The following is a 26,924-nucleotide window of genomic DNA, read 5'->3' on the forward strand; positions in this document are numbered from 1 at the left end:
GCCTATATGCTCAGGAGACGGGCGAACCAAGTGTTGCGGGAACTCTCGGGGCGGGCACCGTCCTGAACGGCCAAGCTGTAAACCCGGACGCTGAGCTCCCAGCGCTTCCGCCACAATTCCTCGCGATCAGTGCGAGAAAGCGGAATATCCAGGATATCGACATTCGGTTCTGCCGCCGCGGGCGCCTTGCGGCGGCGCGCATGGTTTTTCGTGCCGACGAGTCGGGCCGTTTCTTCGGTCTTGCTGGAAAATGAGAACGGCGAGTCCCGGGTTGCTTCGAGGAAGCTGCGAACGGGTTCGATGTCCCATGGCTCGACGTGATTGAGGCGGCGCTCAGTCTCGATAATCGCCAGCTGAGCCAGTTGTCCCAATTGACGAAGCGTGATCGGCACGTCCAGCGAATCCCTGACGGTATTCATGGGATGCTCCGCAGCAGCATGCAGCTAACATAGAATCTCACGAACGCCCTCTAACATCAAGAAATATAGAAACATTGGGTCGCGCACGGTAGGCGCGAAAAGGTTAAGCAACACTTAACTCCAGTGAACAGTATCACGCCACCACGCGCTTGGCGAGTGGTGGCGTGACAAAGGCCGGGAGCTGGGATCGCTGTCCTTACGACAGCTTGTCCATCTCGCGCACGATGGCTTCGCCCATGACCGTGGTCGACACCTTGGCCTTGCCCGGGGCCATGATGTCGGCGGTGCGCAGGCCGCCCTTCAGCACGTTCTTGACCGCATTCTCGATCAACTCGGCTTCGGCATCCATGTTGAACGAGTACTTCAGGCACATGGCGAACGACAAGATGGTCGCCAGCGGGTTGGCGATGTCCTTGCCCTGGATGTCCGGGGCCGAGCCATGCACCGGCTCGTACAGCGCCTTGCGGTTGCCATTGGCATCGGCCGCACCCAAGGACGCCGACGGCAGCATGCCCAAGGAACCGGTCAGCATGGCGGCGCAGTCGGACAGGATGTCGCCGAACATGTTCTCGGTGACCATCACGTCGAACTGCTTGGGGTTGCGCACCAGCTGCATGGCGGCGTTGTCCACATACATGTGGGAAAGCTCGATGTCCTGGTACTCGGTCTGCTGCAGCTTGATCATCTCTTCACGCCACAGCACGGTGCATTCCAGCACGTTGGCCTTGTCGACGCTGCACAGCTTCTTGTTGCGCTTGCGGGCCAGGTCGAACGCGGCGCGGCCGATGCGGACGATCTCGCTGGTGGTGTAGGTCAGGGTGTTGACACCCTTACGCTCGCCGTTGGGCAGGGTTTCGATGCCGCGCGGGCTTCCGAAATACAGGCCGCCGGTCAGCTCGCGCACGATCATGATGTCCAGGCCCGACACCACTTCGGTCTTCAAGGTCGAGGCGTCGGCCAGGGCGTCGAACACCACCGCCGGGCGCAGGTTAGCGAACAGGCCCATTTCCTTGCGGATCTTCAACAGGCCGCGCTCGGGCTTGACCTCGAACGGCAGGTCATCCCACTTCGGCCCGCCGACCGCGCCCAGCAGCACGGCGTCGGCGGCCATGGCGTCGGCCAGGGTCTCGTCCGACAGCGGCGTGCCGTGCACGTCATAGGCGGAACCGCCGATCAGGCCTTCCGAGATGTCGAAGGCGATGTTCCGCTTCTTGGCCATCCAGTCGATGATGCGGCGCACCTGCACCATCACTTCCTGGCCGATGCCATCGCCGGGCAGAATAAGGAGCTTCTTGGCGGTCATAAAACGATCCTCTCTTTGAATAAGAGAAATTGAACCACAGAGGCACAGAGACACAGAGGCATCCCTCCAGACGGAAACAGAGAGCCCCCGAAGGGAGGGCATGGCGTCTGTCGCGAAGACGCTCTCTCTGTGCCTCTGTGCCTCTGTGGTTAATCCTTTACAGCCAGGGCTGCGACTGCTTGCGCGCCGCCTCGAAGGCCTCGATCTTGGCGTTCTTCTGGAGCGTCAGGCCGATATCGTCCAGTCCGTTCAGCAGGCAGTGACGGCGGAAGGAATCCACCTCGAAGGCGGTCTTCGAGCCGTCGGGAGCGGTGATTTCCTGGGTTTCCAGATCAACGGTGAAGGTGGCGTTGGCGCCGTTCTCGGCCTGCTTCATCAGCGCATCGACCTGGGCCTGTGGCAGCTTGATCGGCAAGATGCCGTTCTTGAAGCAATTGTTGAAGAAGATGTCGGCGAAGCTGGCGGCGATGACGCAGCGGATGCCGAAATCGGCGATGGCCCACGGCGCGTGCTCGCGGCTCGATCCGCAGCCGAAATTGGCGCCGGCGATCAGCACTTTGGCCTGACGATAGGCCGGCTTGTTCAGCACGAAATCGGCGACTTCACCGCCCTCGGGGGTGTAGCGCATCTCGTCGAACAGGTTCTTGCCCAGGCCCGACCGCTTGATGGTCTTCAGGAACTGCTTGGGGATGATCATGTCGGTGTCGATGTTGATCATCGGCAACGGCGCCGCGACGCCGGTCAGTTTGGTGAACTTTTCCATATCTTCATCAAGCTCCCTCAATCATCTCCCCTCCCCTTGATGGGGAGGGGTAGGGGGTGGGGTGTCGCCGACGCATCACGGAACCCAAGCGCCTCTCGCACCACCACCATCACTCCATCGGCGTTGCCCAGAACATCGTTGTTCCAGAAACGCAGCACTCGATACCCTTGGCTTTCCAGCCACACCGTCCGGTCGCGATCCCGGTCACGGTGCTCGGGAACGGCATGTTGCCCACCATCCAACTCGACGACGAGCCGCCTGGCATGGCAGGCAAAATCCACGATGAAGGGGCCAATCGGTGCCTGACGGCGAAAATGGGACCCTTCGGAACGCAAAACCCTCAATCGCAGCCACAAATGGCGTTCAGCCTCGGTCTGGTTGGCGCGAAGCCAGCGTGCCCGCTTGTCGGCCATGTGCGGCGATCCCCCCGCCCCACCAGGGGGAGGGGCTTTAAGGAACGGTCAAAGAGTCCGCACATCCGTCAGGTGACCGGTGATGGCGGCGGCGGCGGCCATTTCCGGGCTGACCAGATGGGTGCGACCGCCGCGGCCCTGACGGCCTTCGAAATTGCGGTTCGACGTCGAGGCCGAGCGCTGACCCGGCTTCAACTGGTCGGCGTTCATCGCCAGGCACATCGAGCAGCCGGGTTCGCGCCATTCGGCGCCGGCCTCGATGAAGATCTTGTCCAGGCCCTCGGCTTCCGCCTGTTCCTTGACGAGGCCTGAGCCCGGCACGATCAGCGCCTGCACGCCCGGAGCCACCTTGCGGCCCTGGAAGATCGAGGCGGCGGCGCGGAAATCCTCGATGCGGCCGTTGGTGCACGAGCCGATGAACACCACGTCGATCTTGATGTCGGTGGCCTTCATGCCGGGCGTCAGGCCCATATATTCCAGCGAGCGGGTCACCGCCTTCTTCTTGCCCTCGTCGGCGATGTCGGCCGGGTTGGGCACGGTGCCGGTGATCGGCATCACGTCTTCCGGGCTGGTGCCCCAGGTGATCTGCGGAACCAGCTGGCTGGCGTCGATCACCACCTCGGCGTCGAAATGGGCGCCCTCGTCGGTCTTCAGGGTCTTCCAGTAGGCCAGCGCGGCCTCGAAGGCGGCGGCCTTGGGGGCGCGCGGCTTGCCCATGACATAGTCGAAGGTGACCTGATCGGGGGCGATCAATCCCGCCCGCGCCCCGGCCTCGATGGTCATGTTGCAGACCGTCATGCGGCCTTCCATCGAAAGCGCGGTGATGGCGTCGCCGGTATATTCGACCACATAGCCGGTGCCGCCGGCGGTGCCGATCTTGCCGCAGATGGCCAGCACGATGTCCTTGGCGGTCACGCCCGGAGCCGCCGGCCCGTTGACGGTGATGCGCATGTTCTTGGCCGGCTTCTGCACCAGGGTCTGGGTCGCCAGCACATGCTCGACTTCCGAGGTGCCGATGCCGAAGGCCAAGGCCCCGAACGCCCCATGGGTGGCGGTGTGGGAATCGCCGCAGACGATGGTGGTGCCGGGCAGGGTGAAGCCCTGTTCGGGGCCGACGATGTGGACCACGCCCTGGCGGATGTCGTCCATGCGGAAATATTCGACGCCGAAATCGCGGGCGTTGGCTTCCAGGGTTTCGACCTGGATGCGCGATTCCTCGTTCTCGATGCCCTTGGAGCGGTCGGTGGTCGGCACGTTGTGGTCGGCCACGGCCAGGGTCGCCTCGGGGTGGCGGACCTTGCGGCCGGTCATGCGCAGCCCTTCGAACGCCTGCGGGCTGGTCACTTCATGGACCATGTGGCGGTCGATATAGAGCAGGCAGGTGCCATCATCCTGAACGTCCACCAGGTGGGCGTCCCAGATCTTGTCGAACAGCGTGCGCGGCTTGGCCATAGGGCTTCCTTGGGACATCGGTCTTCCTTGACGGTTATCGCGGACGTCCCGGAACCTCGGGGCGTCATCGTGGGGCCATCATAGCGATGTCCCGCGCACCGATCCCCCCGGGATTATCCGGGGAGATCGGCGTCGGGACAGCAGGTCGTATCCGAACATGGGCGGCAAGGCGCGGCCCATCTCGGTCTTACTCTTCGGCGGCAGCCTGGGCGGCGGCTTCGGCCTTGGCGGCGGCAGCCTCGGCCTTGGCGGCGGCGGCGGCGACCTTGGCGGTGGTGGCGGCCTCACGCTCGGCGGCATTGACCTTGGCGGCGTAGCCGGTGGTCTGCTCGGCGATGCGGGCCGACTTGCCGCGACGGTCGCGCAGGTAATACAGCTTGGCGCGACGGACGTCGCCGCGACGGACCACCTCGATCGAGGCGATGTTCGGCGAGTAGAGCGGGAAGATACGCTCGACGCCTTCGCCGTAGCTGATCTTGCGGACCACGAACGAGCTGTTCAGGCCGTCGTTCTTGCGGGCGATGCAGACGCCTTCATAGGCCTGCACGCGCTCGCGGTTGCCTTCGATCACCTTGACGTTGACCTTCAAGGTGTCGCCCGGGCTGAATTCCGGAATCGCCTTGCCGTCGGTCAGCTTGGCGATCTGCTCCTTCTCGAGCTCTTGAATGATGTTCATCTCATACCATCCTTACTGTCCTTGGCCGCCTTGTACCGGTCCCACAGGTCCGGACGCCGCAGCCGGGTTATGTCCTCGGCCTGGCTTTTCCGCCAGGCGCGTATCTTCTCGTGGTGACCGGACAGCAGAACCTCCGGCACCGACCGTCCCTGCCATTCGGCCGGACGGGTGTAGTGGGGATATTCCAGCAAGCCCCACTCGAAACTTTCCTCGGCCAGCGTTTCCTGGTTGCCGACCACGCCGGGCAACAGGCGGACGATGGCGTCCAACAGCACCAAGGCCGGGAGTTCACCCCCCGACAGCACGAAATCGCCCAGCGACAGCTCGACGGCCTCGTGCGCCTCCAGCACTCGCTGGTCCACTCCTTCGAACCGGCCGCACAGCAGGGTCGCCCCGTCGCCCGCCGCCAGTTCCCGCACCAAGGCCTGATCGATCAGGCGCCCGCGCGGGGTCAAATAGATCAAGGGCCCGCTGCCGCGATTGGCCCGGATGGCCGCGTCCAGCACTTCTGGGCGCATCACCATGCCGGCCCCGCCGCCGAAGGGGAGATCGTCGACCGACCGATGGCGCCCGCTCGCGTAATCGCGAATGTTGGCCACGTCCAGCCGCCAGGTTCCCTTCTCCAGCGCCCGCCCGGCCAAGGATTGGCCCAGCGGTCCCGGAAACATCTCGGGGAAGATGGTCAGCGCCGTCGCATGCCACGACCCGCTCACCGTTCCGCCCCGCCCTGATCGTCCTCATCCTCTTCGGCGAAGGAAGGCGGATCGACGACCAGCCTGCCCTTCGCCACGTCCACCTGGGGCACACACGCCTTGGTGAACGGCACCATGATCGAGCCGCCATCCCGAAGCTGGATTTCCAGGACCTCGCCGGCCCCGAAATTCGCCACGCCCCGGACCCGGCCCATCTCGGCCCCATCCACGCCGAAAGCGATCAATCCGGCCAGATCCGAATAGAAGAACTCGTCTTCCTCGGGCTCCGGCAGTCGGTCGCGCGGCACGAAGAACCGCGTTCCCTTCATCGCCTCGGCGGCGTTGCGGTCCGTCACCCCGTCGATCCAGGCGATGACCAGTCCCTTGGACTGCCCGACCACCTTCAGACCGAACCGGCGCTTGCCGTCTTCGCTCTCCACCGGACCATAGGCCGCCACATCGGCGGGATCGTCGGTGAAGCTCTTGACGCGGACCTGCCCCCTGACCCCGTGCGCGCCAACGATGGCGCCGACGCACACCCGGGTCGTCATCAACACTTACTCGCCGACTTCCGCGGCGGCGGCCGCGGCGCGCTCGGCGGCGTCCTTGGCACGCTGCTGGGCCTTGGCCTTCGGCTTCGGCTGCTTGGTCTGCTCGGGGCGCGCCGGCAGGGCCATCAGGCCCTTGGCGGCGAACACGCGGACCAGGCGGTCGGTCGGCTGGGCGCCGACGCTCAGCCAATGCTTGATGCGCTCTTCGTTCAGGGTGATGCGCTGGTCGTGATCCGACGGCAGCAGCGGGTTGTAGGTGCCGACCTTCTCGATGAAGCGGCCGTCGCGCGGGCAGCGGGCATCCGCCACCACGACGCGATAATACGGAGCCTTCTTGGCGCCGCCACGGGCAAGACGAATCTTCAGAGCCATTAGAATGTCCTTCTAGATCAAAAAACCAAAAAACAGACCAATCGGCCTTAGCGGCCGAACCTCATGCTGGGCGGCAACAGCCCGCCCAGACCGTGTCTCATCAAGCCTTTCTGCCCCATCTTGCCGACCTTCTTCATCATGTCGGCCATCTGCTGGTGCTGCTTGAGAAGCTTGTTGACGTCCTGGACCGAAACGCCCGAGCCGGCGGCGATGCGCTTCTTGCGCGACGCCTTGATCAGGTCGGGGTTTCTGCGCTCGGCGGCGGTCATCGACAAGATGATGGCCTTCTGGCGGCCGACCACCTTGCCGTCGAGCTTGGCGTCCTTCAACTGGTCGGCCATCTTGCCGATGCCGGGCAGCATGCCGATGATGCCCTTGAGGTCGCCCATCTTCTCGACCTGCTTGAACTGGGCCAGCATGTCGTTCAGGTCGAACTTGCCCTTCTCGATGCGCTTGGCGAGCCGCTCGGCCTCTTCGACCTCGATGGTCTCCATGGCCTTCTCGACCAGCGAGACCACGTCGCCCATCCCTAAGATGCGGCCGGCCAGACGGTCGGGGTGGAACACCTCCAGGGCGTCCAGCTTTTCGCCCTGGCCCAGGAACTTGATGGGGCGGCCGGTGACGGCGCGCATCGAAAGTGCTGCGCCGCCGCGGGCATCGCCATCGACGCGGGTCAGCACGATGCCGGTGACGCCGACCTTCTCGTTGAATTCGTGGGCCAGGGTGACGGCGTCCTGGCCGGTCATGGCATCGACCACCAGCAGGGTCTCGACCGGCTTGGCGACGTCGCGGACGCTTGCGACCTCGGCCATCAATTCCTGGTCGATGTGCAGGCGGCCGGCGGTGTCGAGGACGACGACGTCATAGCCTTCCTTGCGGCCCATCTCCAGGGCGCGCTTGGTGATGGCCACCGGCATCTCGCCCATGATGATCGGCAGCGAGCCGACATCGGCCTGGCGGGCCAGAATCTCCAATTGCTGCTGCGCCGCCGGGCGATAGACGTCCAGCGAGGCCAGCAGGACCTTCTTCTTCTGCGCCTTCAGGCGAACGGCCAGCTTGCCCGAGGTGGTGGTCTTGCCCGAGCCCTGCAGGCCGACCATCAAGATGACGGCAGGCGGCACGGCGTTGAGGTTGAGCTCGACCCCCTCGGTGCCCAGAATGTTGATCAGTTCGTCATGGACGATCTTGACCACCATCTGGCCCGGGGTCACCGAGCGGATGACATCCTGGCCGACGGCGCGGTCCTTGACGCGGGCGACGAAGTCCTTGACCACCGACAGGGCGACGTCGGCTTCCAGCAGGGCGACGCGGACCTCGCGAAGCGCCTCGACAACGTCGGCCTCCGACAGCGCACCGCGGCCGGTCAGCTTGTCGAACACTTTCGACAGACGTTGAGAGAGCGATTCGAACATCAAGCACTCCAAAACAAATTCGCGCCAGTGCGCGTATCTTCGCGGACTGACGGGCCACCGTAGTAGCAGATGTCTCCAGGGAAACTGAAGAGGATGGGGTTTTAGGCCCGACGCCGCCCCAGAGTCAAGCCGTTTGTCAGTCAAGCCGTTTGTCCGGGTGCGGCTCGGCCGTTGCCTTCGGGCACGCGCGGGCTTACACTTCGTTTGGCGGCAGCAAGGCCGCGCCAGGGAGGCAGGATTGGCTGGTGAGAATGGCGAGCAGGGGCCGTCCATGGGACTGAGCACCGCCGAATTAGCGGCGCGTCTGGATGGTTTGTCCGCCAGTCTGCCCGGATTCTCCTTTCAGCGTTGCCTGGCCCCCGACGGCACCATCAGCTATCCCCAATTCGGCGAAACCCTGGTCGCGGTGCTGGGGATCGGCCCCGACGCGATGACCGTCAATGGCAAGGGATGCCTGAACGTCATCCATTGGGCCGATCGCGACGACCATTTGGCGGCGATCCGTCATTCCGCCGAGGTCTTGGGGGTCAACCAGGAAGAATTCCGCGCCATTTCCGCCGCCGGACAGGTTTGTTGGCTGAAGGGCGCGGCCAAGGCGCGGCGCCTGGATGACGGCACGGTGCTGTGGGACGGCGTGCTGATCGACATCACCGACGGCCGCCGTGCCGAGTTCCGTCTCGACATGTTGATGGAACACGCCGCCGACGCCATCTTGGTGCTGGACGAGAACGGCCGGGTCGATACCGTCAACGCCGCCGGTGAACGTTTGTTCGACTGGCCGGCCAAGGAACTGGTCGGCCGGGACTTCCTGACCTTGCTGGCCGAAACCGACCGCCGACCGGAATTGCTGCAGGTCGGCGACGGCGGCATGGTCGGCGGCGGCCCGCACGAAATGGTCGGCCTGCGCCGCAATGGCGCCACCTTCCCGCTGGAAATCTCGACCGTCGAGGTGCGGCTGGAAGGGACTCGCCTGTTCGTCTGCATCGGCCGTGACATCACCGCGCGCAAGGCCACCGAGGCGGCGCTGCGCGAGACCGAGCAGCGGCTGCGCGCCATTGCCGGCAACATGCCGGGCATGGTGTTCCAGCGCGTTCTGTCGAAGGACGGAAGGGTCGGCTATACCTATGTGTCCGAGGGCTGTCGCTCGTTCCTGGGGGTCGAGCCCGAGGAATTGATGGTCGATCCCGACGTCTTCATGCAGATGCTGACCGCCGACGAACGCCAGAAGTTCGTGGCCGGCCTGACCCATTCCGCCAAGATGATGGAGCCCTATGACGAGGAGCTGGCGGTGCTGGGCGGCGACGGTCGGCGGCGCTGGCTGCGCGGGCAAAGCCGCCCGACCAAGCGGCCCGACGGCTCGGTGGTGTGGGACGGCGTGATGATCGACGTCACCGACCGCAAGATGGCCGAACAGCGCCTGTCTTTCCTGGCCTATTACGATCCGTTGACCCGGCTGCCCAATCGCGCCGCCTTCCTGGATCGCTTCAATTCAGCCCGCGACCTGGCGGTCGGGCGCGGCAGCCTGCTGGCGGTGCTCAGCCTGGGCATCGACCGCTTCGGCATCATCAACGCCACCATGGGCCATACCATCGGCGACCAGGTGCTGATCGCGGCGGCCGACCTGCTGCAATCGGGGTTGGGGCGCGACGACATCATGGCCCGGGCCTCGGGCGACCGCTTCCTGGTGCTGATCACCGGCCATCAGGCCCTGCGCGACCTGACCGAGGCGATCGAGCATCTGCACCACCTGGCCCAGACATCGGTGTCGGTGCAGGGCGACGAGTTCGACATCTCGGTGTCGATCGGCGTGGCGTTGTTCCCGCGCGACGGCGACGACGCCGAGGACCTGATCCGCAACGCCGAGGCGGCGCTGCAGCGGGCCAAGGGCCAGGGGCCGGCGACGCTGCAATTCTTCACGCAGGAAATGAGTTCGCGGGTCGCCAAGACCCTGTCGCTGCAAAACAAGCTGCGCCGCGCGTTGGACCAGGGCGAGTTCCTGCCCTATTTCCAGCCGCAGGTCGATCTGGTCACCGGCGCGGTGGTCGGCATGGAAGCGCTGGTGCGGTGGAACAGCCCGGAACTGGGCATGGTATCGCCGGTCGAGTTCATCCCGGTCGCCGAGGAATCCGGCCTGATCGACGGTATCTGCGAGATCATGCTGGACAAATGCGCCCGCCAGAACAAGGCGTGGCAGGAGATGGGGCTGCCGCCGATCCCGGTGGCGGTCAACGTTTCCGGCCGCCAGTTCCAGTACGCCAAGCGGCTGATCCACGCGCTGGAAAGCACATTGTCCGATACCGGCCTCGACCCGCGTTACCTGGAAGTCGAGCTGACGGAAAGCTCGGCGATGCGCGACGCCGACAACGCCATCGCCGTGGTGCAGACCCTGAAGGATATGGGCATTGCCTGCTCGATCGACGATTTCGGCACCGGCTATTCGTCGCTGTCGGTCCTGAAGCGCTTCCCCATCAGCAAGCTGAAGATCGATCGCAGCTTCGTGATGGACGTCATCACCGACCCCAACGACGCCGCCATCGTCGATGCCATCGTCGCCATGGCGCGGGCCTTGAAGATGAAGGTGGTGGCCGAGGGCGTCGAGCACGTCCAGCACCTTGAGTTCCTGCGGGCGCTGGGCTGCGACCAGATGCAGGGCTATCTGTTCTCGCGCCCCTTGCCGGCTGCCGAGATGGGCGCGCTGCTGGAAGAAGGCCGCCGCCTGAAATTCGAGGAACGGCGGCGGGCCTAGCTCAATGACCGACCCCAAGGCCGGAAACAGCGTCAAGCATTCCTATACCATTGCCTGCGCCTCGGCGTTTCGCGACGCCGTCGAGGCGTTGGCCGCCCGGCGCCGGGTCAATGTCGGCGATATCGCCCGTTCGGTGCTGCTGGTGGTGCCGGCCGAAACCATCGCGGGCTTTCCCGATCCCGGCGATCCCGACCCGCTGGACCGCGAAACCGTGGTGCTGAAATCAGGCCCCAGCCAGGGGCGGCCGTGGCGGCGCAAGCCGCGCCTGCAGGTCCGCATGGCGCCCGGCTTCGACGCCTTGTTCATCCGCCGGGCCTTGGCGCTGGCCCTGGCCATGGACCAGGGCGCCCTGGCCATGAAGCTGGAAGACCCATCGGCGCCGCCGCCGATCCCCGATCCGCCTCCACCCCCACCACCACCGCCGCCACCACCGCCTCCGCCTCCGGTCGTCGATACCCGGATTCTGGACGCGGTCAACGAGGAGGTCGAGCGCCTGCGGGCCATCGTCAACGTGCTGTCGTTCGAGCCCTTGCCGCATGGGGTGTCCAGCAAGGCCGACGCCCTGCACGTCCTGGGCTTCCCGCCCGGCACCCATCCCGACAAGCGGATGGTGCGGGCGCGCTTTCGCATGCTGGCGACCATCCATCATCCCGACAGCAATTACGGCAGCCACGACCGCATGAGCCAGCTGAACCAGGCGATGGAATATCTGAAGGACTAAAGCATCGAGCCTTTAATCTGAGGCGCGTTGCTCCTGCGGCCATTGAGGCCGCGGCCAAGCGGCCGGATGGCCGCGCCCGGCGAGGGACAACCAAATAATGAGACCATCGTGCGCCATATTTGGCGCTCGATGGTCTAGCGGGCCCTATTTCAGGACCAGCAGCGCCGCCAGCACGGCGGCCAGCACCCACGGCAGCCAGGTCGGTGCGCCGCGGCGCCGGCCGCCTTCGCCGCGCATGGCGCTCATGGTGTCGGGGTGCAGTTTCAGGCCGCCATTCAGCATGGCGGTATAGGCCTTCTCGGTCTCGGCCAGCATGCGCGGCAGGCGTTCCAGCGCATGGACGGCGCCGACCACGGTTTCCTTGACCCGCGCCTGCGGCCCCAGATTGTCGATCATCCAGGTCTCGATCAGCGGTCGGGCCATTTCCCACATGTTGACCGACGAATCGAGCCGGCGCCCGACCCCTTCGGCCACCAGCATCGACTTTTGCAGCATCAGCAATTGCGGCTGGGTCTGCATGGCGAATTGTTCGGTGATCTGGAACAATTGGCCCAGCAGGCGGGCGATGGAAATCTCGTGCATCGGCTTGCCCATGATCGGCTCGGCGATCGAGCGGCAGGCCTGGGTGAAGGTATCGACATTCTTGTCGGCCGGCACGAAGCCGGCCTCGAAATGGATCTCGGCGACGCGGCGGTAATTGCCGTTCAGGAAGCCCAGCAGCATCTCGCCCAGGAAGCGGCGCGTGCGCTGATCGACCCGGCCCATGATGCCGAAATCCACCGCCACCAGATTGCCGTCCTTATCGACGAACAGGTTGCCCGGATGCATGTCGGCGTGAAAGAAGCCGTCGCGGAACACCATGTTGAAGAAGGATTCGGCGGCCTTTTTCAGGACCTCGTCCAGATTGATGCCGGCCGCCGCGATCTGCTCGCGCTCGTCCACCGGGATGCCATAGACCCGTTCCAGGGTCAGCACCCGCTTGCCCGTACGGGTCCAGTCGACCTCGGGGACCTGGAAGGTGTCGTCGCCTTGGAAGTTTTCGGACAATTCGGCGGCGGCGGCGGCCTCGAAACGCAGGTCCATTTCCAGGACCACCGATTCCTCGAAGGTCTCGACGCTTTCGACCATGCGCAGGCGCCGCAGACGCGGCTGGGTCAGTTCGACCCACTCGGCCAGCCAGCGCAGCAGGTCGATGTCCTTCTTGAAGGCCTGGTCGATGCCCGGGCGCAGCACCTTGACCGCGACATCGTGGCCGTCCTTGGTGACGGCGAAATGGACCTGGGCGATCGAGGCGGCGGCGACGGGGGTGTCGTCGAAATGCGAGAACGCCTCGTCCACCGGCATCGCCAATTCCTCGGCGATGATGGCGCGGGCTTCGTGCGACGGGAAGGGGGCCAGGCGGTCCTGCAGGTCCGACAGGTCGGCGGCCATTTCCTCGCCCAGCAGGTCGGCGCGCGTCGATAGCGCCTGGCCCAGCTTGATGAAGGTCGGCCCCAGCTCGGTCAGGGCGGCGGCCAGGCGCTGGCCGGGGCGGCCGTCATGGATCGGCGGCTGACCCAGCCGCAGCAGGCGGGCGGCCAAGGTGGCGATGGGCAGGTCGACCACGTCCAGCGCGTCATGGCGGGCCAGCACGCGGGCGATGGTCCACAGACGGGACAGGTTGCGGGCGGCGCGGATCATTTAAAGGCGCCAGCCGGAATGGATGGCGGCGATGCCGCCCGACAGGTTGCGGACCGAGACGTGCTCGAAGCCGGCGGCCCTGACCATCTCGGCCATCTCGGCCTGGGGCGGGAACTTGCGGATGCTTTCCACCAGATACTGATAGGCCTCGCGGTTGCCGGTAACCATGGCGCCGACCTTGGGCAGCACATTGAAGGAATAAAGGTCATAGGCTTCGCGCAGGCCCGGCACCACCACGGTCGAGAATTCCAGGCACATGAACCGCCCGCCGGGCTTGAGCACGCGGTAAGCCTCGCGGATGGCCTGGTCCCAGTGGGTGACGTTCCTTAAGCAGAAGGCGATGGTGTAGCGATCGACCGAGCCATCGGCGACCGGCAGGTGCTCGGCGTCGCCGCACACCCAGGCCAGCGCGCTGGTGACGTTCTTGTCGACGGCGCGGTCGCGGCCGACCGCCAGCATCTCGCGGTTGATGTCGCAGACGATGGCCGGGCCGCCACCGCGCTTCTTCCAGCCGAACGCGATGTCGCCGGTGCCGCCGCCGACATCCAGCAGAGTCTGGCCTGCTTGCGGTCGCAGCCAATCCAGGAAGGTCGACTTCCACAATCGGTGGATGCCGGCGCTCATCAGATCGTTCATCAGGTCGTACTTGCCTGCGACCGAATCGAAGACTTCGCGCACCAGCGAGGACTTTTCGTCCTCACGCACGGTCTGGAAGCCGAAATGGGTGGTGGCGGGCCCTTGGCCCTGCGGCTCGCTGCTCATGGGTCGGCACCTTAACCGAAAGCGTTTTTCCAGGCGAGCGCTTCGTGACGCCCGAGCGCCATGCGCACCTGCCGTGATGCACTTGCGCTTGAAATGCTACCTGGGGGTGCTATAGTTGTGGGCACGGGGAAGGGGAATTGCCATGGACCAAGCCGTCCTGCACTTCATTGAATCCGCCGCCCGGGCCAGCGACGTTGCGCAGTTGAATGAATCGTTTCTGCACACCATGCGGGGCTACGGCATCGGCCTGTTCGCGGCGGCGGTCCTGGACCCGCTGCGCCTGCGGCCGGAACATTTCCTGGCCTCGAACTATCCGTCCCATTGGATCGAGCATTACACCGACCGCGGCTACGACAAGGTCGATCCGGTGGTCCTGCGCAGCCTCAGCGCCGACCAGGCCTTCGTCTGGACCGAGCCGCAGGCGCCGCGCCCGGCCAAGCAATTGTTCGACGAAGCCGCCGAGGCCGGCATCGTCTCGGGCTTCGCGGTGCCGATCACCCTTCGGAACGGCCGCCATTCGGTGGTATCGGTGACTTCGGACCTGGCGGGCGACGAATTCGAGCGCTTGATGAAATCGTCCGGCCGCGCGGTGCAGACCGCCATCTACTGCTACCACGACACCCTGTGCGACCTGGCCGGCATCGGCGGCCATCGGCCGTCGCCGATCCCCAAGCTCGAGGCCGAGGTGCTGCGCTGGCTGGCCGCCGGCAAAAGCACCCAGGCCATCGGCGAAATCCTGTGCATGCCGGAATGCGCGGTCGAACGCCATGTGGTCAACGCGCTCGAGCGGCTGAACCTGACCAGCCGCGACCATCTGGCCGCCGAGGCCTGGCGCCGGGGCTACCTCAGCGCCTGACGCTGGACTCTTCGGGGGCTGGCCCCATATAACCCGGACCATGAACACCACCGGACAACCCTTCATCAAGATGCATGGATTGGGGAACGACTTCGTCATCCTCGATTCCCGCGCCCACGCCTTGGCCTTGACGCCCGACCGGGTCCGCGCCGTGGCCGACCGCCATACCGGCATCGGCTGCGACCAGTTGATCGTGATCGAGACAGCCCGCAATCAGGTGTCCGACGCCTGGATGACCATCTACAATCCCGACGGCTCGCAATCGGGCGCCTGCGGCAACGCCACCCGCTGCGTCGCCTGGCTGCTGATGCAGGAATCCGGGGCCGACAAGGTGGTGATCGAGACGGTGGCCGGCCTGCTGGATGCCGAACGGCGCGGGCCGCTGCGGGTCGCCGTCGATATGGGGCCGGCCCGGCTGGACTGGCGCGACATTCCGCTGGCGAGCGCGGTCGATACCCTGCACCTGCCGATCTCGACCGGCCCGCTGGTCGATCCGGTGGGGGTGTCCATGGGCAACCCCCACGCGGTGTTCTTCGTCGATGATGTCGAGGCGCTGGATTTGGCGGCGCTGGGACCGGTGCTGGAACACCACGCGCTGTTCCCCGAACGGGCCAATATCGAGATCGCCCAGGTCCTGGCCCCTGGCCGCATCCGCATGCGGGTGTGGGAACGGGGCGCCGGCATCACGAGAGCCTGTGGTTCGGGCGCTTGCGCGGTGGCGGTGGCGGCGGCGCGGCGCGGCCTGATGGGGCGCGCGGCCGAAGTGGTGCTGGATGGCGGCACCCTGGCGATCGAATGGCTGGCCGACAATCATGTGTTGATGACCGGTCCGGTGGCGACCAGCTTCGCCGGCCGGCTCGATTCCTCGCTTCTGCCATGAGCGAGGCCCGGATCGTCACCTTCGGGTGCCGTCTGAACGCCTACGAGTCCGAGGTGATGCGCGAGCATGCCCGCGCCGCCGAAACCGGTGTCGAGACCATCATCGTCAATACCTGTGCGGTGACCGCCGAGGCCGAGCGCCAGGCCCGCCAGACCATCAGGAAGCTTCGGCGCGACAACCCGACGGCGCGCATCGTGGTGACCGGCTGCGCCGCCCAGGTCCACCCCGAACGCTTCGCCGAGATGGCCGAAATCGACCAGGTTCTGGGCAATGCCGAAAAGATGCAGCCGGCCATCTTCGCGGCCCCGCCCGAGGACCGCATCGTGGTCACCGACATCTTCCAGGTGCGCGAAACCGCCGAACATCTGGTGTCCAGCTTCGAGGGCCGTGCGCGCGCCTTCGTCGAGGTCCAGCAGGGCTGCGACCATCGCTGCACCTTCTGCATCATCCCGTTCGGGCGCGGCAACAACCGCTCGGTGCCGCTGGGCCGCGTGGTCGAGCAGGTGCGCGGCCTGGTGGACAGCGGCATCCGCGAAGTGGTGCTGACCGGGGTCGATGTCACCGCCTATGGCTCGGACCTGCCGGGTACGCCCGGCCTGGGCCAATTGGTGCGCCGGCTGCTGGCCCAGGTGCCGGAACTGCCCAGGCTTCGGCTGTCGTCCCTGGACCCGGTCGAGGTTGATGACGATTTGCTGCGCGCGGTGGCGGAAGAAGAGCGCCTGCTGCCCCATTTTCATCTGTCGGTCCAGGCCGGCGACGATCTGATCTTGAAGCGCATGAAGCGCCGCCATGCCCGTGCCGATGTGGTCGCCCTGGCCGCCCGCCTGCGCGAGCTTCGTGGCGACGTCGCCCTGGGGGCCGACATCATCGCCGGCTTCCCCACCGAGGACGAGGCGATGTTCAACAGCTCGCTGGAGTTGGTGGACGAAGCCGGCCTGACCCATCTGCACGTCTTCCCCTTCTCGTCGCGGCCGGGCACGCCGGCGGCGCGCATGCCCAAGGTCCCCGGCGACGTGGTCAAGGAACGTGCCGCCCGGCTGCGCGCCAAGGGCGAAGCGGCGATGGACGCCTTCCTGGATACCCGGCTGGGCCGCGAGGTGGCGGTGCTGGTGGAACAGGACGACCAGGGTTTTTGCGAGCATTATCTGCCGGTGCGCTTGAAGGCGCCCGCCGCCGAGGGCACCATCGTCCGCGCCCGGGTGACCGGCCGGGACGGCACCAGGTTGTTGGCGCAAGCTTCAGGGGACCAGGAATGAGCATTTTCGGGATTTTCGGCAAGAAGGATAAGGCCCAACCCGAGGCCGAAGCCGAGACCCCGCCGGAAGGCTGGCTGGGGCGCCTGAAATCCGGCCTGGCCAAGTCGTCGTCGCGCCTGACCCAGGGCATCGGCGACCTGTTTACCAAGCGCAAACTGGACGACGAGGCGCTGGAAGACCTGCAGGACCTGCTGATCACCGCCGATCTGGGGGTGGCCGCCGCCGGGCGCATCACCGCCCGATTGGCCAAGAACCGCTTCGGCCAGGATATCGGTCCCGACGAGGTCAAGGCGGCTTTGGCCGAGGAAATCACCGCCATCCTAGAGCCGGTGGCCAAACCGCTGGAGCCGGATTTTTCCAGGCGGCCCCATGTGGTTCTGGTGGTCGGGGTCAACGGCTCGGGCAAGACCACCACCATCGGCAAGCTGGCCAAGTCGTTCGCCGACCAGGGCCGGTCGGTCATGCTGGCGGCCGGCGACACCTTCCGTGCCGCCGCGGTCGAGCAATTGAAGGTCTGGGGCGACCGCACCGGCTGTCCGGTCATCGCCCGCGAGACCGGGGCCGATTCCGCCGGCCTGGCCTTCGACGCCCTCAAGGAGGCCCAGGCCCAAGGCGCCGACCTGTTGTTCATCGACACCGCCGGGCGGCTGCAGAACAAGGCCGACCTGATGGAGGAACTGGCCAAGGTGGTGCGCGTCATCAAGAAGGTGGACGAGACGGCGCCGCACGACGTGCTGCTGGTCCTGGACGCCACCGTCGGCCAGAACGCCCATTCCCAGGTCGAGGTGTTCAAGGACATGGTCGCCGTGTCGGGCCTGGTGCTGACCAAGCTGGACGGCACGGCGCGCGGCGGCGTGCTGGTGGCCCTGGCCGAGAAATTCTCGCTGCCGGTCCACGCCATCGGCATCGGCGAGAAGGCCGAGGATCTGCGCGCCTTCGAGGCTGGGTCCTTCGCCCGCTCGCTGGTCGGGCTGGATTAGGCGGCCATGACCGCGCCGCCGGCCGATCTGCTGCAGGGTCTGCTGGCGCTGGTCGAGGCGGCGGGCGTGGCGGTGTGCGCCATTGCCGGTGCCCTGGCGGCGGCCCGCCATCGCATGGATTATTTCGGCTTCATCGTCGTGGGGGCTGCGGCAGCCCTGGGCGGCGGCACCGTTCGCGACGTCGTGCTGGGCCTGCAGCCGGTGTTCTGGGCCGGTCGCCAGGACATCTTGCTGGTCGCCATCGTCGCCGCGCTGGCCACCTTCTGGCTGGCCCGCCTGGTGGAACGGTGGGCCAGGGCGCTGGACTGGTTCGACGCGGTCGGCATGGCGCTGTTCACCGTGGTCGGCACCGAGAAGGCCCTGCGCGCCGGGGCGCCGCCCGTGGTGGCCATGGCCATGGGGGTGGTGACCGCCTGTTTCGGCGGCGTCATCCGCGACATCTTGTGCGGCGACAAACCGATGCTGTTCCACAAGGAAGTCTATGCCACCGCCTCGCTGGCCGGGGCGGCGGCGCTGGTCGGCATGACCCTGTCGGGGCTGGGCGGCGGGCCTGCCGCCTGGGCGGGCTTCGCCGCAGCCCTGGCGGTGCGATCCGCTGCGATTGTGTTCGGCTGGTCGTTTCCGCCCTATGGCGGGCGGTGATGGTCAGATTCGCCACATTCGGTCGGCACCCAACGCGATCGCGCATCGCAAAGTACTGCCGCAGATTGTTGCTACCTTCAATAGAATATGCTGTCATTGTGGGCTCGACGTTGATCCGCTCCACAATCTCCGGATGTTGGCATGCATCTTGTCTTGTTCTCGCCAAAAGTCATTTTGAAATCGGATGTGGAGGCACTCTGGGCAATTCAGCCGCGCCGGATATGCTTCGCATCTACGCATCGCGACCAACCGAAGCGATCTGCTCCACCTCATGTGGGAAAGTTCGAGGTTCCGTTCGACAATACGGTGGGCCGACAATTTGAGGCGGATACGGGACTGACATTGCGCCCAAGTAAGTTCCAGGGTGTATGGCGTCCGATCCAGTCCGAGGACGAGTTCGTGGCGATTCAAAATTGGACTGCTCGCCAAGGGACTCGCGTGTTCATTCGCGATTGTTTGGACATGTCCGTCGCTCTGGATGTCAATCTGGTGGATAACCAATCTGGCCAGTACACGGAACTGGGCGCTTTGGAGGCTCGAGCGAAGGCGCGTCAAGATGACGCGGCAGTGCAGGAGTTGGCACAAGCCTGCTATCGGGCCATCTGCAACTTGTCTGGCTATCGCGATGCCCGTTACGTCGCTTCCGTTCCGGCTCGCCTTGGAAAAGGGTACGATCTGCCGGCTGCAATTGCCGATAGGGTGTCGGCTCTTTCCGGTCTGGAGAATGTAACCAACAGATTTACATTCGCGCATGACAAGGGGGCGCTTAAGGGCCTCCCTCTTGACCAGAAATGGGATGCCCTGGAAAAAGCTGGGCTGACCTTTTCGCCGAACCTTCCCCGGGGGGCTTCAATAATCCTGATCGACGACAAATATCAGTCCGGGGTAACGATGCAATTCGTCGCCTCGCGGCTTTACCTCGCCGGCGCTTCGGAGGTGCTTGGGCTTTGCGTCGTCAAGACCTTGCGCGATACCGATAACCAGTAGGAACGGAGAGGTGGTATGTTTCGGCAGACGTGTTTCGTAAAATTTGGTTGATACGGTGATGGCTTTCGATAGGCCCGACGTCGTGCAGTTGGTTCCGGGGGCTCCCTCATATCCCGAGGCGGTCTCGATGGTGTTTGGTCGCAAGTCGCCAGCCTTATGGGCTCTGGGTAACATCGGATTGCTTGGGCTTCCAGGCATCGGCTTTTGCGGGTCGCGAAAAGCCAGTGAAAAAGGTATGGCTACGGCGACCGACTGCGCCGAGCAGGCTGCGGCGAATGGCTTTACGGTGATTTCGGGAAATGCTGCGGGCGTGGATTTCTTTGCGCACGAGGCGGCCCTGAGGGTTGGAGGGTGTACAGTCCTCGTTTTGCCTGAGGGAATCGATCACTTTCGAATTCGGAAAGACTTGCGTGCTGCTTGGGATTGGCGGCGCGTACTTGTTCTTAGTCAATTTCCACCGGATGCTGCATGGCAGGCCTATCGAGCCATGGAGCGCAATGCCCTTATCGTCGCCTTAAGCAAGGCGATGATCGTGATTGAAGCGGGGGCCACCGGTGGGACTCTCAATGCTGGGTTGGCGACATTGTCTGCTGGCAAGCCACTATTTGTCGCAGTCTATGAAGACATGGGCGGCTCGGCCGTTGGCAACGCCGCCTTACTGGAGCGTGGCGGTATGCCCTTGGCCAGAAGTCGCACCACCGGGCGCGCCAATTTAGAGAAGGTCCGTGCGGCGACCCAAGGCTTTGGCGTCGGTATTGTGCCGAGAGGGGCGCAACCCGCACTTCTTTAGCCAGAGGTGTCGAAGTTTAGTCGCCGGGTAGCCCCCCCCTCCATCCGACCTGCCCATGCCAAAAACGTCGAACCACCCTGTTGGGTAGGTTAAAACCTGACCCGGGTAGGCAAATTCGAACGAGTCCAAGGGTTTAGGCTGGCGCTGGCCGGTGGCGACTCGCAAGCCGAGAGAATATCGCGAATATCAGCCGATTCTAATGTTGCGGCGCGGGCGTCATCCCCCTTGCCCTGGGGCGCGAATCGCGTTACCTAAGCCACCCGGGATGCCGGCCACGTGTAATTTCGCGGCCCACCCGTTCGACCAGAACTCCGAACCACAGTTCGAGGGAACCTCATTCATGGCACGCAAGAAGATCGCTCTCGTCGGCTCCGGCAACATCGGCGGCACGCTCGCCCACCTCATCGGCTTGAAGGAGCTGGGCGATGTGGTGATGTTCGACATCGCCGAAGGCGTCCCCCAGGGCAAGGCTCTGGACATCCTGCAGTCGACTCCGGTCGAGGGCGTCAACTGCGCCTATTCCGGCGCCAACGACTATTCGGCCATCAAGGGCTCGGATGTGGTCATCGTCACCGCCGGCGTGCCGCGCAAGCCCGGCATGAGCCGTGACGACCTGGTCGGCATCAACCTGAAGGTGATGGAATCGGTCGGCAAGGGCATCAAGGAAAACTGCCCCGACGCTTTCATCGTCTGCATCACCAACCCGCTGGACGTGATGGTGTGGGCCCTGCAGCATTTCTCGGGCGTTCCGAAGAACATGATCTGCGGCATGGCTGGCGTGCTGGACTCGGCCCGCTTCCGGACCTTCCTGGCGGAAGAGTTCAATGTCTCGGTCGAGGACGTCACCGCCTTCGTGCTGGGCGGCCACGGCGACACCATGGTCCCGCTGGCCCGTTACTCGACCGTCGCCGGCATTCCGCTGCCGGACCTGGTCAAGATGGGTTGGACCACCCAGGAGAAGCTGGACAAGATCATTCAGCGCACCCGTGACGGCGGCGCCGAGATCGTCAATCTGCTGAAGACCGGTTCGGCCTTCTATGCTCCGGCCGCCTCTGGCATCGCCATGGCCGAAGCCTATCTGAAGGACAAGAAGCGGGTCCTGCCCTGCGCCGTCGAGGTCAAGGCCGGCACCTACGGTCAGCCGGACGACGTGTTCGTCGGCGTGCCGGTGGTGATCGGCGCCGGTGGCGTCGAGCGCGTGGTCGAGATCGAGCTGAACGCGGAAGAGCAGGCCGGCTTCAACAAGTCCGCCGACGCCGTCCGTGGTCTGGTCAAGACCGCCAAGGGCCTGATGGGCATCTAAATCCCAGTCACAAGGGAGCAAACCCCCTATGAATATCCATGAGTATCAGGGCAAGCAGCTGCTTTCCAAGTACGGCGTCGCCGTGCTGAAGGGCGGCGTCGCCTACACCCCCGACGAGGCGATCCAGGTCGCCAAGGACCTGGGCGGCCCGGTGTGGGTCGTCAAGTCGCAGATTCATGCCGGCGGCCGTGGCAAGGGCACCTTCGTCGGTGACTCGTCGGGCAAGGGCGGCGTTCGCGTCGTCAAGTCGGTCGAGGATGTCGGCAATGCCGCCGACGCCATGCTGGGCAAGGTGCTGGTCACCAAGCAGACCGGCGCCTCGGGCAAGGAAGTCAAGCGCGTCTATATCGAGCAGGGCTGCGACATCCGTCGCGAACTGTATCTGGGCATGCTGATCGACCGCGGCACCTCGCGCATCACCATCATGGCCTCGACCGAGGGCGGCATGGAGATCGAAGAGGTCGCCCACAAGAGCCCGGAAAAGATCCTGAAGGCCGCCATCGACCCGGTGCAGGGCTTCCAGCAATATCATGGCCGCCAGCTGGCCTTCGGCCTGGGCCTGACCGGCAAGCAGGTCGGCGCCGCCGTCAAGTTCATGGCCGCCATGTACAAGGCGTTCGTGGATCTGGACTGCTCGGTGGTCGAGATCAACCCGCTGGTGGTGACCGGCGACGATCAGCTGATCGCGCTGGATGCCAAGGTCAATTTCGACGACAACGCGCTGTTCCGTCACAAGGACATCGAAGAGCTGCGTGACGAGTCGGAAGAAGATCCGTCGGAACTGGAAGCCGCCCGCCACAGCTTGAACTACATCAAGCTGGACGGCTCGATCGGCTGCATGGTCAATGGCGCCGGTCTGGCCATGGCCACCATGGACATCATCAAGCTGTACGGCGGCGAGCCGGCCAACTTCCTGGATGTCGGCGGCGGCGCCACCAAGGAGCGCGTCACCACCGCGTTCAAGCTGATCCTGTCCGACGCCAACGTCGAAGGCATCCTGGTCAACATCTTCGGCGGCATCATGCGCTGCGACGTCATCGCCGAAGGCGTTGTCGCCGCTGCCCGTGAAGTGTCGCTGAATGTCCCGCTGGTGGTTCGCCTGGAAGGCACCAACGTCGAGCTGGGCAAGAAGATCATGGCGCAGTCGGGCCTGCCGATCATTGCCGCCGACAACCTCGCCGACGCCGCCGAAAAGGTGGTCAAGGCCGTGAAGGAGGCTGCATAAGATGGCTGTTCTCGTTAGCAAGGAAACCAAGGTGATCTGTCAGGGCTTCACCGGAGCCCAGGGCACCTTCCATTCCGAACAGGCGATCGCCTATGGCACCAAGATGGTGGGCGGCGTCACCCCGGGTAAGGGTGGCACCAAGCACCTGGACCTGCCGGTGTACGACACCGTCGCCGAGGCCAAGGCCAAGACCGGTTGCAACGCCACCGTGATCTACGTGCCGCCGCCGTTCGCCGCCGACGCCATCCTGGAAGCCATCGACGCCGAGCTGGAGCTGGCGGTGTGCATCACCGAAGGCATTCCGGTCGCCGACATGCTGGCCGTCAAGCGCGCCCTGGTGGGTTCCAAGACCCGCCTGGTCGGCCCGAACTGCCCGGGTGTCATCACGCCGGGCGAATGCAAGATCGGCATCATGCCCGGTCACATTCACCAGCGCGGCAAGATCGGCATCGTGTCCCGTTCGGGGACCCTGACCTATGAAGCCGTCGCGCAGACCACTGCCGCCGGCCTGGGCCAGACCACCTGCATCGGCATCGGTGGCGATCCGATCAACGGCACCAACTTCGTCGATTGCCTGGACATGTTCCTGGGCGATCCCGAGACCCAGGCGATCATCATGATCGGCGAAATCGGCGGCGACGCCGAGGTCCAGGGCGCCGAGTTCCTGCGCGCTTCGAAGATCAAGAAGCCGGTCGTCGGTTTCATCGCCGGTCGTACCGCTCCTCCGGGCCGTCGCATGGGCCATGCCGGTGCGGTGATCTCGGGCGGCAACGACACCGCCGACTTCAAGATCGAGGCCATGCGTTCGGCCGGTATCGCCGTGGCGGATTCGCCGGCGGCGCTCGGCTCGACCATGCTGAAGGTCCTGAAGGGCTAAAATAAGAAGCGGCCCGACGGTACGCCGGCTCGTCGGGCCGCCTTTTTTCTGTCAGTGTATATCGCGCCGTGGTGACCAGCGGCGCCCGGCGGCGTAGCCCTCGTGTCTCCTGAAACGTGAAAGGGATGCGGGATCAACCCGCGTCAGCCCCCATGACGAAGCAGTTCGACGAAACGTCCTTCCTGTCCGGCGGCAACGCCGTGTTTCTGGCCGAGCTTTATGCCCGCTACGTCGAGGATCCCGCCGCGGTCGATCCGTCGTGGCTGGCTTTCTTCCAGAATCTGAAGGATGACGGCACCGCCATCGCCCGCGACTTCAAGGGCACCGATCAGGCCAAGCGCGACCTCAAGGTCATCGGCGCCATCGACCCCGAAGCCGCCGCCGCCGCCGTCGCCGCCGCCAAGAAGGCGGGCAAGGACGGCAAGGCCGCCCCGGCCGCTCCCGCCGCCGCTCCCTCGCAAGCCGAAATCCGCCAGGCGGTGATCGATTCGGTCCGCGCCCTGATGATGATCCGCGTCTATCGTGTGCGCGGCCATCTGGAAGCCGACCTGGACCCGCTGGGCATCGCCGCCCGCGAGCCGCATCCCGAGCTGGATTACCGGTCCTACGGCTTCACCGATGCCGACCTCGACCGTCCGATCTTCCTGGACAACGTCCTGGGTCTGGAAACCGCCACGTTGCGCCAGATTGTCCAGATCGTGCGCGCCACCTATTGCGGCAAGATCGGCGTCGAGTTCATGCATATCCAGGACCCCGACCAGAAGGCCTGGCTGCAAAAGCGCATCGAAAGCGTGCGCAACCACACCGACTTCACGCCGCGCGGCAAGAAGGCGATCCTGGAGCGCCTGGTCGAGGCCGAGGGCTTCGAGCGCTTCCTGCAGCTGAAATATACCGGCACCAAGCGCTTCGGCCTGGAAGGCGGCGAATCGGTCATCCCTGCGCTGGAACAGATCCTGAAGCGCGGCGGTCAGCTGGGCATCGAGGAAGTGGTGGTCGGCATGGCCCACCGCGGCCGTCTGAATGTTCTGGCCAATTTCATGAAGAAGCCCTATCAGGCGATCTTCTCGGAATTCCAGGGCAACCCGGCCAATCCGTCGGATGTCCAGGGCTCGGGCGACGTCAAGTATCACCTGGGCACCTCGTCGGACCGCGATTTCGACGGCAACGTCGTCCATCTGACGCTGCAGGCCAACCCCAGCCATCTGGAAGTGGTTGATCCGGTGGTGATCGGCCGCGTGCGCGCCAAGCAGCAGCAGAAGAACGACACCGAGCGCAAGAAGGTCCTGGGCCTGTTGCTGCACGGCGACGCCGCCTTCGCCGGCCAGGGCGTGGTGCCGGAAACCATGCTGCTGTCCCAGCTGACCGGCTACTGCACCGGCGGCACCATCCACGTCATCATCAACAACCAGATCGGCTTCACCACCAGCCCGCAATATTCGCGGTCCGGTCCCTATTCCTCGGACATCGCCAAGGGCGTCCAGGCCCCGATCCTGCACGTCAACGCCGACGACCCGGAATCGGTGGTGCACGTCGCCCGCATCGCCACGGAATTCCGCCAGGAATTCCAGACCGACGTGGTGATCGACATGATCTGTTATCGCCGCCACGGCCATAACGAATCGGACGAGCCGGCCTTCACCCAGCCGTTGATGTACCGCAAGATCGCCAGCCATCCGACCACCCGGGCCATCTATGCCCGCCAGTTGGTGGCCGAGGGCACCCTGACCGAGGACGAGGCCAATGGCCTGGTCACCGGCTTCCAGGAGCTGCTGGAAAAGGATTACGAGGCGGCCAAGGCCTTCAAGCCCAACAAGGCCGACATGCTGGAAGGCAAGTGGCTGGGCATGGTCCAGCAGACCGACGAGGAAGAATACCGCGAGGACAAGACCGGCGTCGCCGTCGAGGTCTTGAAGGAACTGGGCCACAAGCTGGCCGAGATCCCCGAGGGCTTCAACGTCAACCGCAAGATCCTGCGCCAGATGCAGGCCAAGAAGGAAATGATGGACACGGGCGCCGGCATCGACTGGGCGACGGCGGAAGCGCTGGCGTTCGGCACCTTGCTGGTCGAGGGCCATCCGGTCCGCCTGTCCGGTCAGGATTGCGGTCGCGGCACCTTCTCGCAGCGCCATTGCCGCCTGACCGACCAGGAAAACGAATCCCGCTTCGAGCCCCTGAACCGGCTGCGCCCGGACCAGGCCCATTTCGAGGTGATCGATTCTCCGCTGTCGGAAGAGGCGGTGCTGGGCTTCGAATACGGCTTCTCGCTGACCGAGCCCAACGGCCTGACCCTGTGGGAAGGCCAGTTCGGCGACTTCGCCAACGGTGCCCAGGTCATCATCGACCAGTTCATCAATTCGGGCGAGTCGAAGTGGCTGCGCATGTCCGGCCTGGTGATGCTGCTGCCGCACGGCTATGAAGGCCAGGGGCCGGAACATTCGTCGGCCCGCTGGGAACGCTATCTGCAGCTGTCGGCCGAGGACAATTGGTCGGTGTGCAACATCTCGACGCCGGGCAACTATTTCCACGCCCTGCGCCGCCAGATTCACCGCAATTTCCGCAAGCCCCTGATCATCATGAGCCCCAAGAGCCTGCTGCGCCATAAACTGTGCGTCAGCAAGCTGGACAGCATGGGCGCCGGCACCCGCTTCTACCGCGTGCTGGGCGAAACCGACAATCTGGTGCCTGACGTCAAGGTCCGTCGCGTCATCCTGTGCTCGGGCAAGGTCTATTACGACCTGTACGAGGAACGGGCCAAGCGCGGCATCAACGACGTCGCCATCGTTCGCGTCGAGCAGCTTTATCCGTGGCCGAAGGACGCCATCAAGAAAGAGCTGGCCCGCTATCCGAACGCCGACCTGCTGTGGGTCCAGGAAGAGCCGGCCAACATGGGGCCGTGGACCTTCGTCGACCGCCGCATCGAGTATATCTGCGAGGAACTGGAGATCACCGCCAAGCGTGCCGCCTATTGCGGTCGTCGCGCCGCGGCGTCGCCGGCGACCGGCCTTTATAAGACCCATAATGCCGAGCAGGAATGGATCTGCGACATGGCGCTGTCGGGTGATGTCGCCAATCTGCCGCAACCCTTCCGTCGCGCCAGCAAGCTGTCGCGCCTGCACGCTTAAAGCCCGAGCGGCGTTTGAGCAGCCCGGCACGGGCATTTTTAAAG

The 26,924-nt window shown here is 65.0% G+C and carries 25 protein-coding genes; 13 read left to right on the top strand and 12 right to left on the bottom strand.

Features of this window, described 5'->3' with window-relative positions:
* Positions 1-2: 2 nt before the first annotated feature.
* From MTBLM5_RS06535 to ffh, 10 genes are all read right to left on the bottom strand, one after another.
* Positions 3-419, bottom strand: a complete 417-nt coding sequence (locus tag MTBLM5_RS06535; protein ID WP_173974957.1) for a hypothetical protein — start codon at positions 417-419, stop codon at positions 3-5.
* A gap of 196 nt (positions 420-615) precedes the next feature.
* Positions 616-1,722, bottom strand: coding sequence for a 3-isopropylmalate dehydrogenase (gene leuB, locus MTBLM5_RS06540; protein ID WP_173974958.1), 1,107 nt, complete (start codon positions 1,720-1,722; stop codon positions 616-618).
* A 157-nt stretch (positions 1,723-1,879) separates the two neighbouring features.
* A complete protein-coding gene (gene leuD / locus MTBLM5_RS06545; protein WP_173974959.1) occupies positions 1,880-2,485 on the bottom strand; it encodes a 3-isopropylmalate dehydratase small subunit in 606 nt (201 codons plus the stop codon).
* Between the two features lie 17 nt (positions 2,486-2,502).
* Complete coding sequence (locus MTBLM5_RS06550) at positions 2,503-2,898, bottom strand: endonuclease domain-containing protein (protein WP_173974960.1); 396 nt, start codon at positions 2,896-2,898, stop codon at positions 2,503-2,505.
* Positions 2,899-2,946: 48 nt separating this feature from the next.
* Positions 2,947-4,350, bottom strand: a complete 1,404-nt coding sequence (leuC, locus tag MTBLM5_RS06555; protein WP_173974961.1) for a 3-isopropylmalate dehydratase large subunit — start codon at positions 4,348-4,350, stop codon at positions 2,947-2,949.
* A 187-nt stretch (positions 4,351-4,537) separates the two neighbouring features.
* The gene (rplS, locus tag MTBLM5_RS06560) at positions 4,538-5,026 is read right to left on the bottom strand and encodes a 50S ribosomal protein L19 (RefSeq protein ID WP_173974962.1); all 489 of its coding nucleotides are present in this window, start codon (positions 5,024-5,026) and stop codon (positions 4,538-4,540) included.
* Positions 5,023-5,739 carry a tRNA (guanosine(37)-N1)-methyltransferase TrmD gene (trmD, locus tag MTBLM5_RS06565; RefSeq protein ID WP_256367161.1) on the bottom strand — a complete coding sequence of 239 codons (717 nt, stop codon included), beginning with the start codon at positions 5,737-5,739 and terminating at the stop codon, positions 5,023-5,025. The genes rplS and trmD overlap by 4 nt, the downstream gene beginning before the upstream one ends.
* Positions 5,736-6,269 (bottom strand): ribosome maturation factor RimM, encoded by a 534-nt coding sequence (gene rimM / locus MTBLM5_RS06570; RefSeq protein WP_173975174.1) that lies wholly within the window; start codon positions 6,267-6,269, stop codon positions 5,736-5,738. Before rimM ends, trmD begins: the two co-directional genes overlap by 4 nt.
* Positions 6,270-6,275: 6 nt before the next feature.
* The gene (rpsP, locus tag MTBLM5_RS06575) at positions 6,276-6,641 is read right to left on the bottom strand and encodes a 30S ribosomal protein S16 (RefSeq protein WP_173974963.1); all 366 of its coding nucleotides are present in this window, start codon (positions 6,639-6,641) and stop codon (positions 6,276-6,278) included.
* Between the two features lie 47 nt (positions 6,642-6,688).
* Positions 6,689-8,053, bottom strand: coding sequence for a signal recognition particle protein (gene ffh, locus MTBLM5_RS06580; RefSeq protein ID WP_173974964.1), 1,365 nt, complete (start codon positions 8,051-8,053; stop codon positions 6,689-6,691).
* A gap of 238 nt (positions 8,054-8,291) precedes the next feature.
* Between ffh and MTBLM5_RS06585 the strand changes: the two genes are divergently transcribed.
* Both MTBLM5_RS06585 and MTBLM5_RS06590 read left to right on the top strand, forming a co-directional pair.
* Positions 8,292-10,799 carry an EAL domain-containing protein gene (locus tag MTBLM5_RS06585; RefSeq protein ID WP_254430938.1) on the top strand — a complete coding sequence of 836 codons (2,508 nt, stop codon included), beginning with the start codon at positions 8,292-8,294 and terminating at the stop codon, positions 10,797-10,799.
* Between the two features lie 4 nt (positions 10,800-10,803).
* Positions 10,804-11,520 (top strand): J domain-containing protein, encoded by a 717-nt coding sequence (locus MTBLM5_RS06590; protein ID WP_173974965.1) that lies wholly within the window; start codon positions 10,804-10,806, stop codon positions 11,518-11,520.
* Positions 11,521-11,664: 144 nt separating this feature from the next.
* Here MTBLM5_RS06590 and ubiB read toward each other — a convergent pair whose 3' ends face one another.
* Both ubiB and ubiE read right to left on the bottom strand, forming a co-directional pair.
* On the bottom strand, positions 11,665-13,200 hold the full coding sequence (gene ubiB / locus MTBLM5_RS06595) for a 2-polyprenylphenol 6-hydroxylase (protein ID WP_173974966.1): 1,536 nt from the start codon (positions 13,198-13,200) through the stop codon (positions 11,665-11,667).
* Positions 13,201-13,962, bottom strand: coding sequence for a bifunctional demethylmenaquinone methyltransferase/2-methoxy-6-polyprenyl-1,4-benzoquinol methylase UbiE (gene ubiE, locus MTBLM5_RS06600; RefSeq protein ID WP_068496609.1), 762 nt, complete (start codon positions 13,960-13,962; stop codon positions 13,201-13,203).
* Positions 13,963-14,104: 142 nt separating this feature from the next.
* On the opposite strand from ubiE, the gene MTBLM5_RS06605 reads away from it, so the two are divergent.
* The 11 genes from MTBLM5_RS06605 (at position 14,105) to MTBLM5_RS06655 (ending at position 26,880) form a co-directional block, all read left to right on the top strand.
* On the top strand, positions 14,105-14,818 hold the full coding sequence (locus MTBLM5_RS06605) for a LuxR family transcriptional regulator (RefSeq protein ID WP_173974967.1): 714 nt from the start codon (positions 14,105-14,107) through the stop codon (positions 14,816-14,818).
* Between the two features lie 40 nt (positions 14,819-14,858).
* Entirely contained in the window at positions 14,859-15,698 is an 840-nt protein-coding gene (gene dapF / locus MTBLM5_RS06610) for a diaminopimelate epimerase (protein ID WP_173974968.1), read from the top strand.
* Entirely contained in the window at positions 15,695-16,954 is a 1,260-nt protein-coding gene (gene mtaB, locus MTBLM5_RS06615; RefSeq protein ID WP_173974969.1) for a tRNA (N(6)-L-threonylcarbamoyladenosine(37)-C(2))-methylthiotransferase MtaB, read from the top strand. Before dapF ends, mtaB begins: the two co-directional genes overlap by 4 nt.
* Positions 16,951-17,934, top strand: a complete 984-nt coding sequence (gene ftsY / locus MTBLM5_RS06620) for a signal recognition particle-docking protein FtsY (RefSeq protein ID WP_173974970.1) — start codon at positions 16,951-16,953, stop codon at positions 17,932-17,934. Before mtaB ends, ftsY begins: the two co-directional genes overlap by 4 nt.
* A 6-nt stretch (positions 17,935-17,940) precedes the next feature.
* Complete coding sequence (locus MTBLM5_RS06625; RefSeq protein ID WP_173974971.1) at positions 17,941-18,576, top strand: trimeric intracellular cation channel family protein; 636 nt, start codon at positions 17,941-17,943, stop codon at positions 18,574-18,576.
* Positions 18,577-18,717: 141 nt separating this feature from the next.
* The gene (locus MTBLM5_RS06630; protein WP_173974972.1) at positions 18,718-19,563 is read left to right on the top strand and encodes a hypothetical protein; all 846 of its coding nucleotides are present in this window, start codon (positions 18,718-18,720) and stop codon (positions 19,561-19,563) included.
* A 58-nt stretch (positions 19,564-19,621) separates the two neighbouring features.
* Positions 19,622-20,353: a DNA-processing protein DprA gene (locus MTBLM5_RS06635; protein ID WP_173974973.1), complete on the top strand. Its 732-nt coding sequence runs from the start codon at positions 19,622-19,624 to the stop codon at positions 20,351-20,353.
* A 340-nt stretch (positions 20,354-20,693) separates the two neighbouring features.
* Positions 20,694-21,656, top strand: a complete 963-nt coding sequence (gene mdh / locus MTBLM5_RS06640) for a malate dehydrogenase (RefSeq protein ID WP_173974974.1) — start codon at positions 20,694-20,696, stop codon at positions 21,654-21,656.
* 28 nt (positions 21,657-21,684) lie between these two features.
* Positions 21,685-22,881, top strand: coding sequence for an ADP-forming succinate--CoA ligase subunit beta (gene sucC / locus MTBLM5_RS06645; RefSeq protein WP_173974975.1), 1,197 nt, complete (start codon positions 21,685-21,687; stop codon positions 22,879-22,881).
* 1 nt (position 22,882) lies between these two features.
* Positions 22,883-23,758, top strand: a complete 876-nt coding sequence (sucD, locus tag MTBLM5_RS06650; protein ID WP_173974976.1) for a succinate--CoA ligase subunit alpha — start codon at positions 22,883-22,885, stop codon at positions 23,756-23,758.
* Positions 23,759-23,910: 152 nt separating this feature from the next.
* Positions 23,911-26,880, top strand: coding sequence for a 2-oxoglutarate dehydrogenase E1 component (locus MTBLM5_RS06655; protein WP_173974977.1), 2,970 nt, complete (start codon positions 23,911-23,913; stop codon positions 26,878-26,880).
* Positions 26,881-26,924: the final 44 nt, after the last annotated feature.

Source organism: Magnetospirillum sp. LM-5, assembly GCF_902729445.1.
Taxonomy (GTDB): Bacteria; Pseudomonadota; Alphaproteobacteria; order Rhodospirillales; family Magnetospirillaceae; genus Magnetospirillum.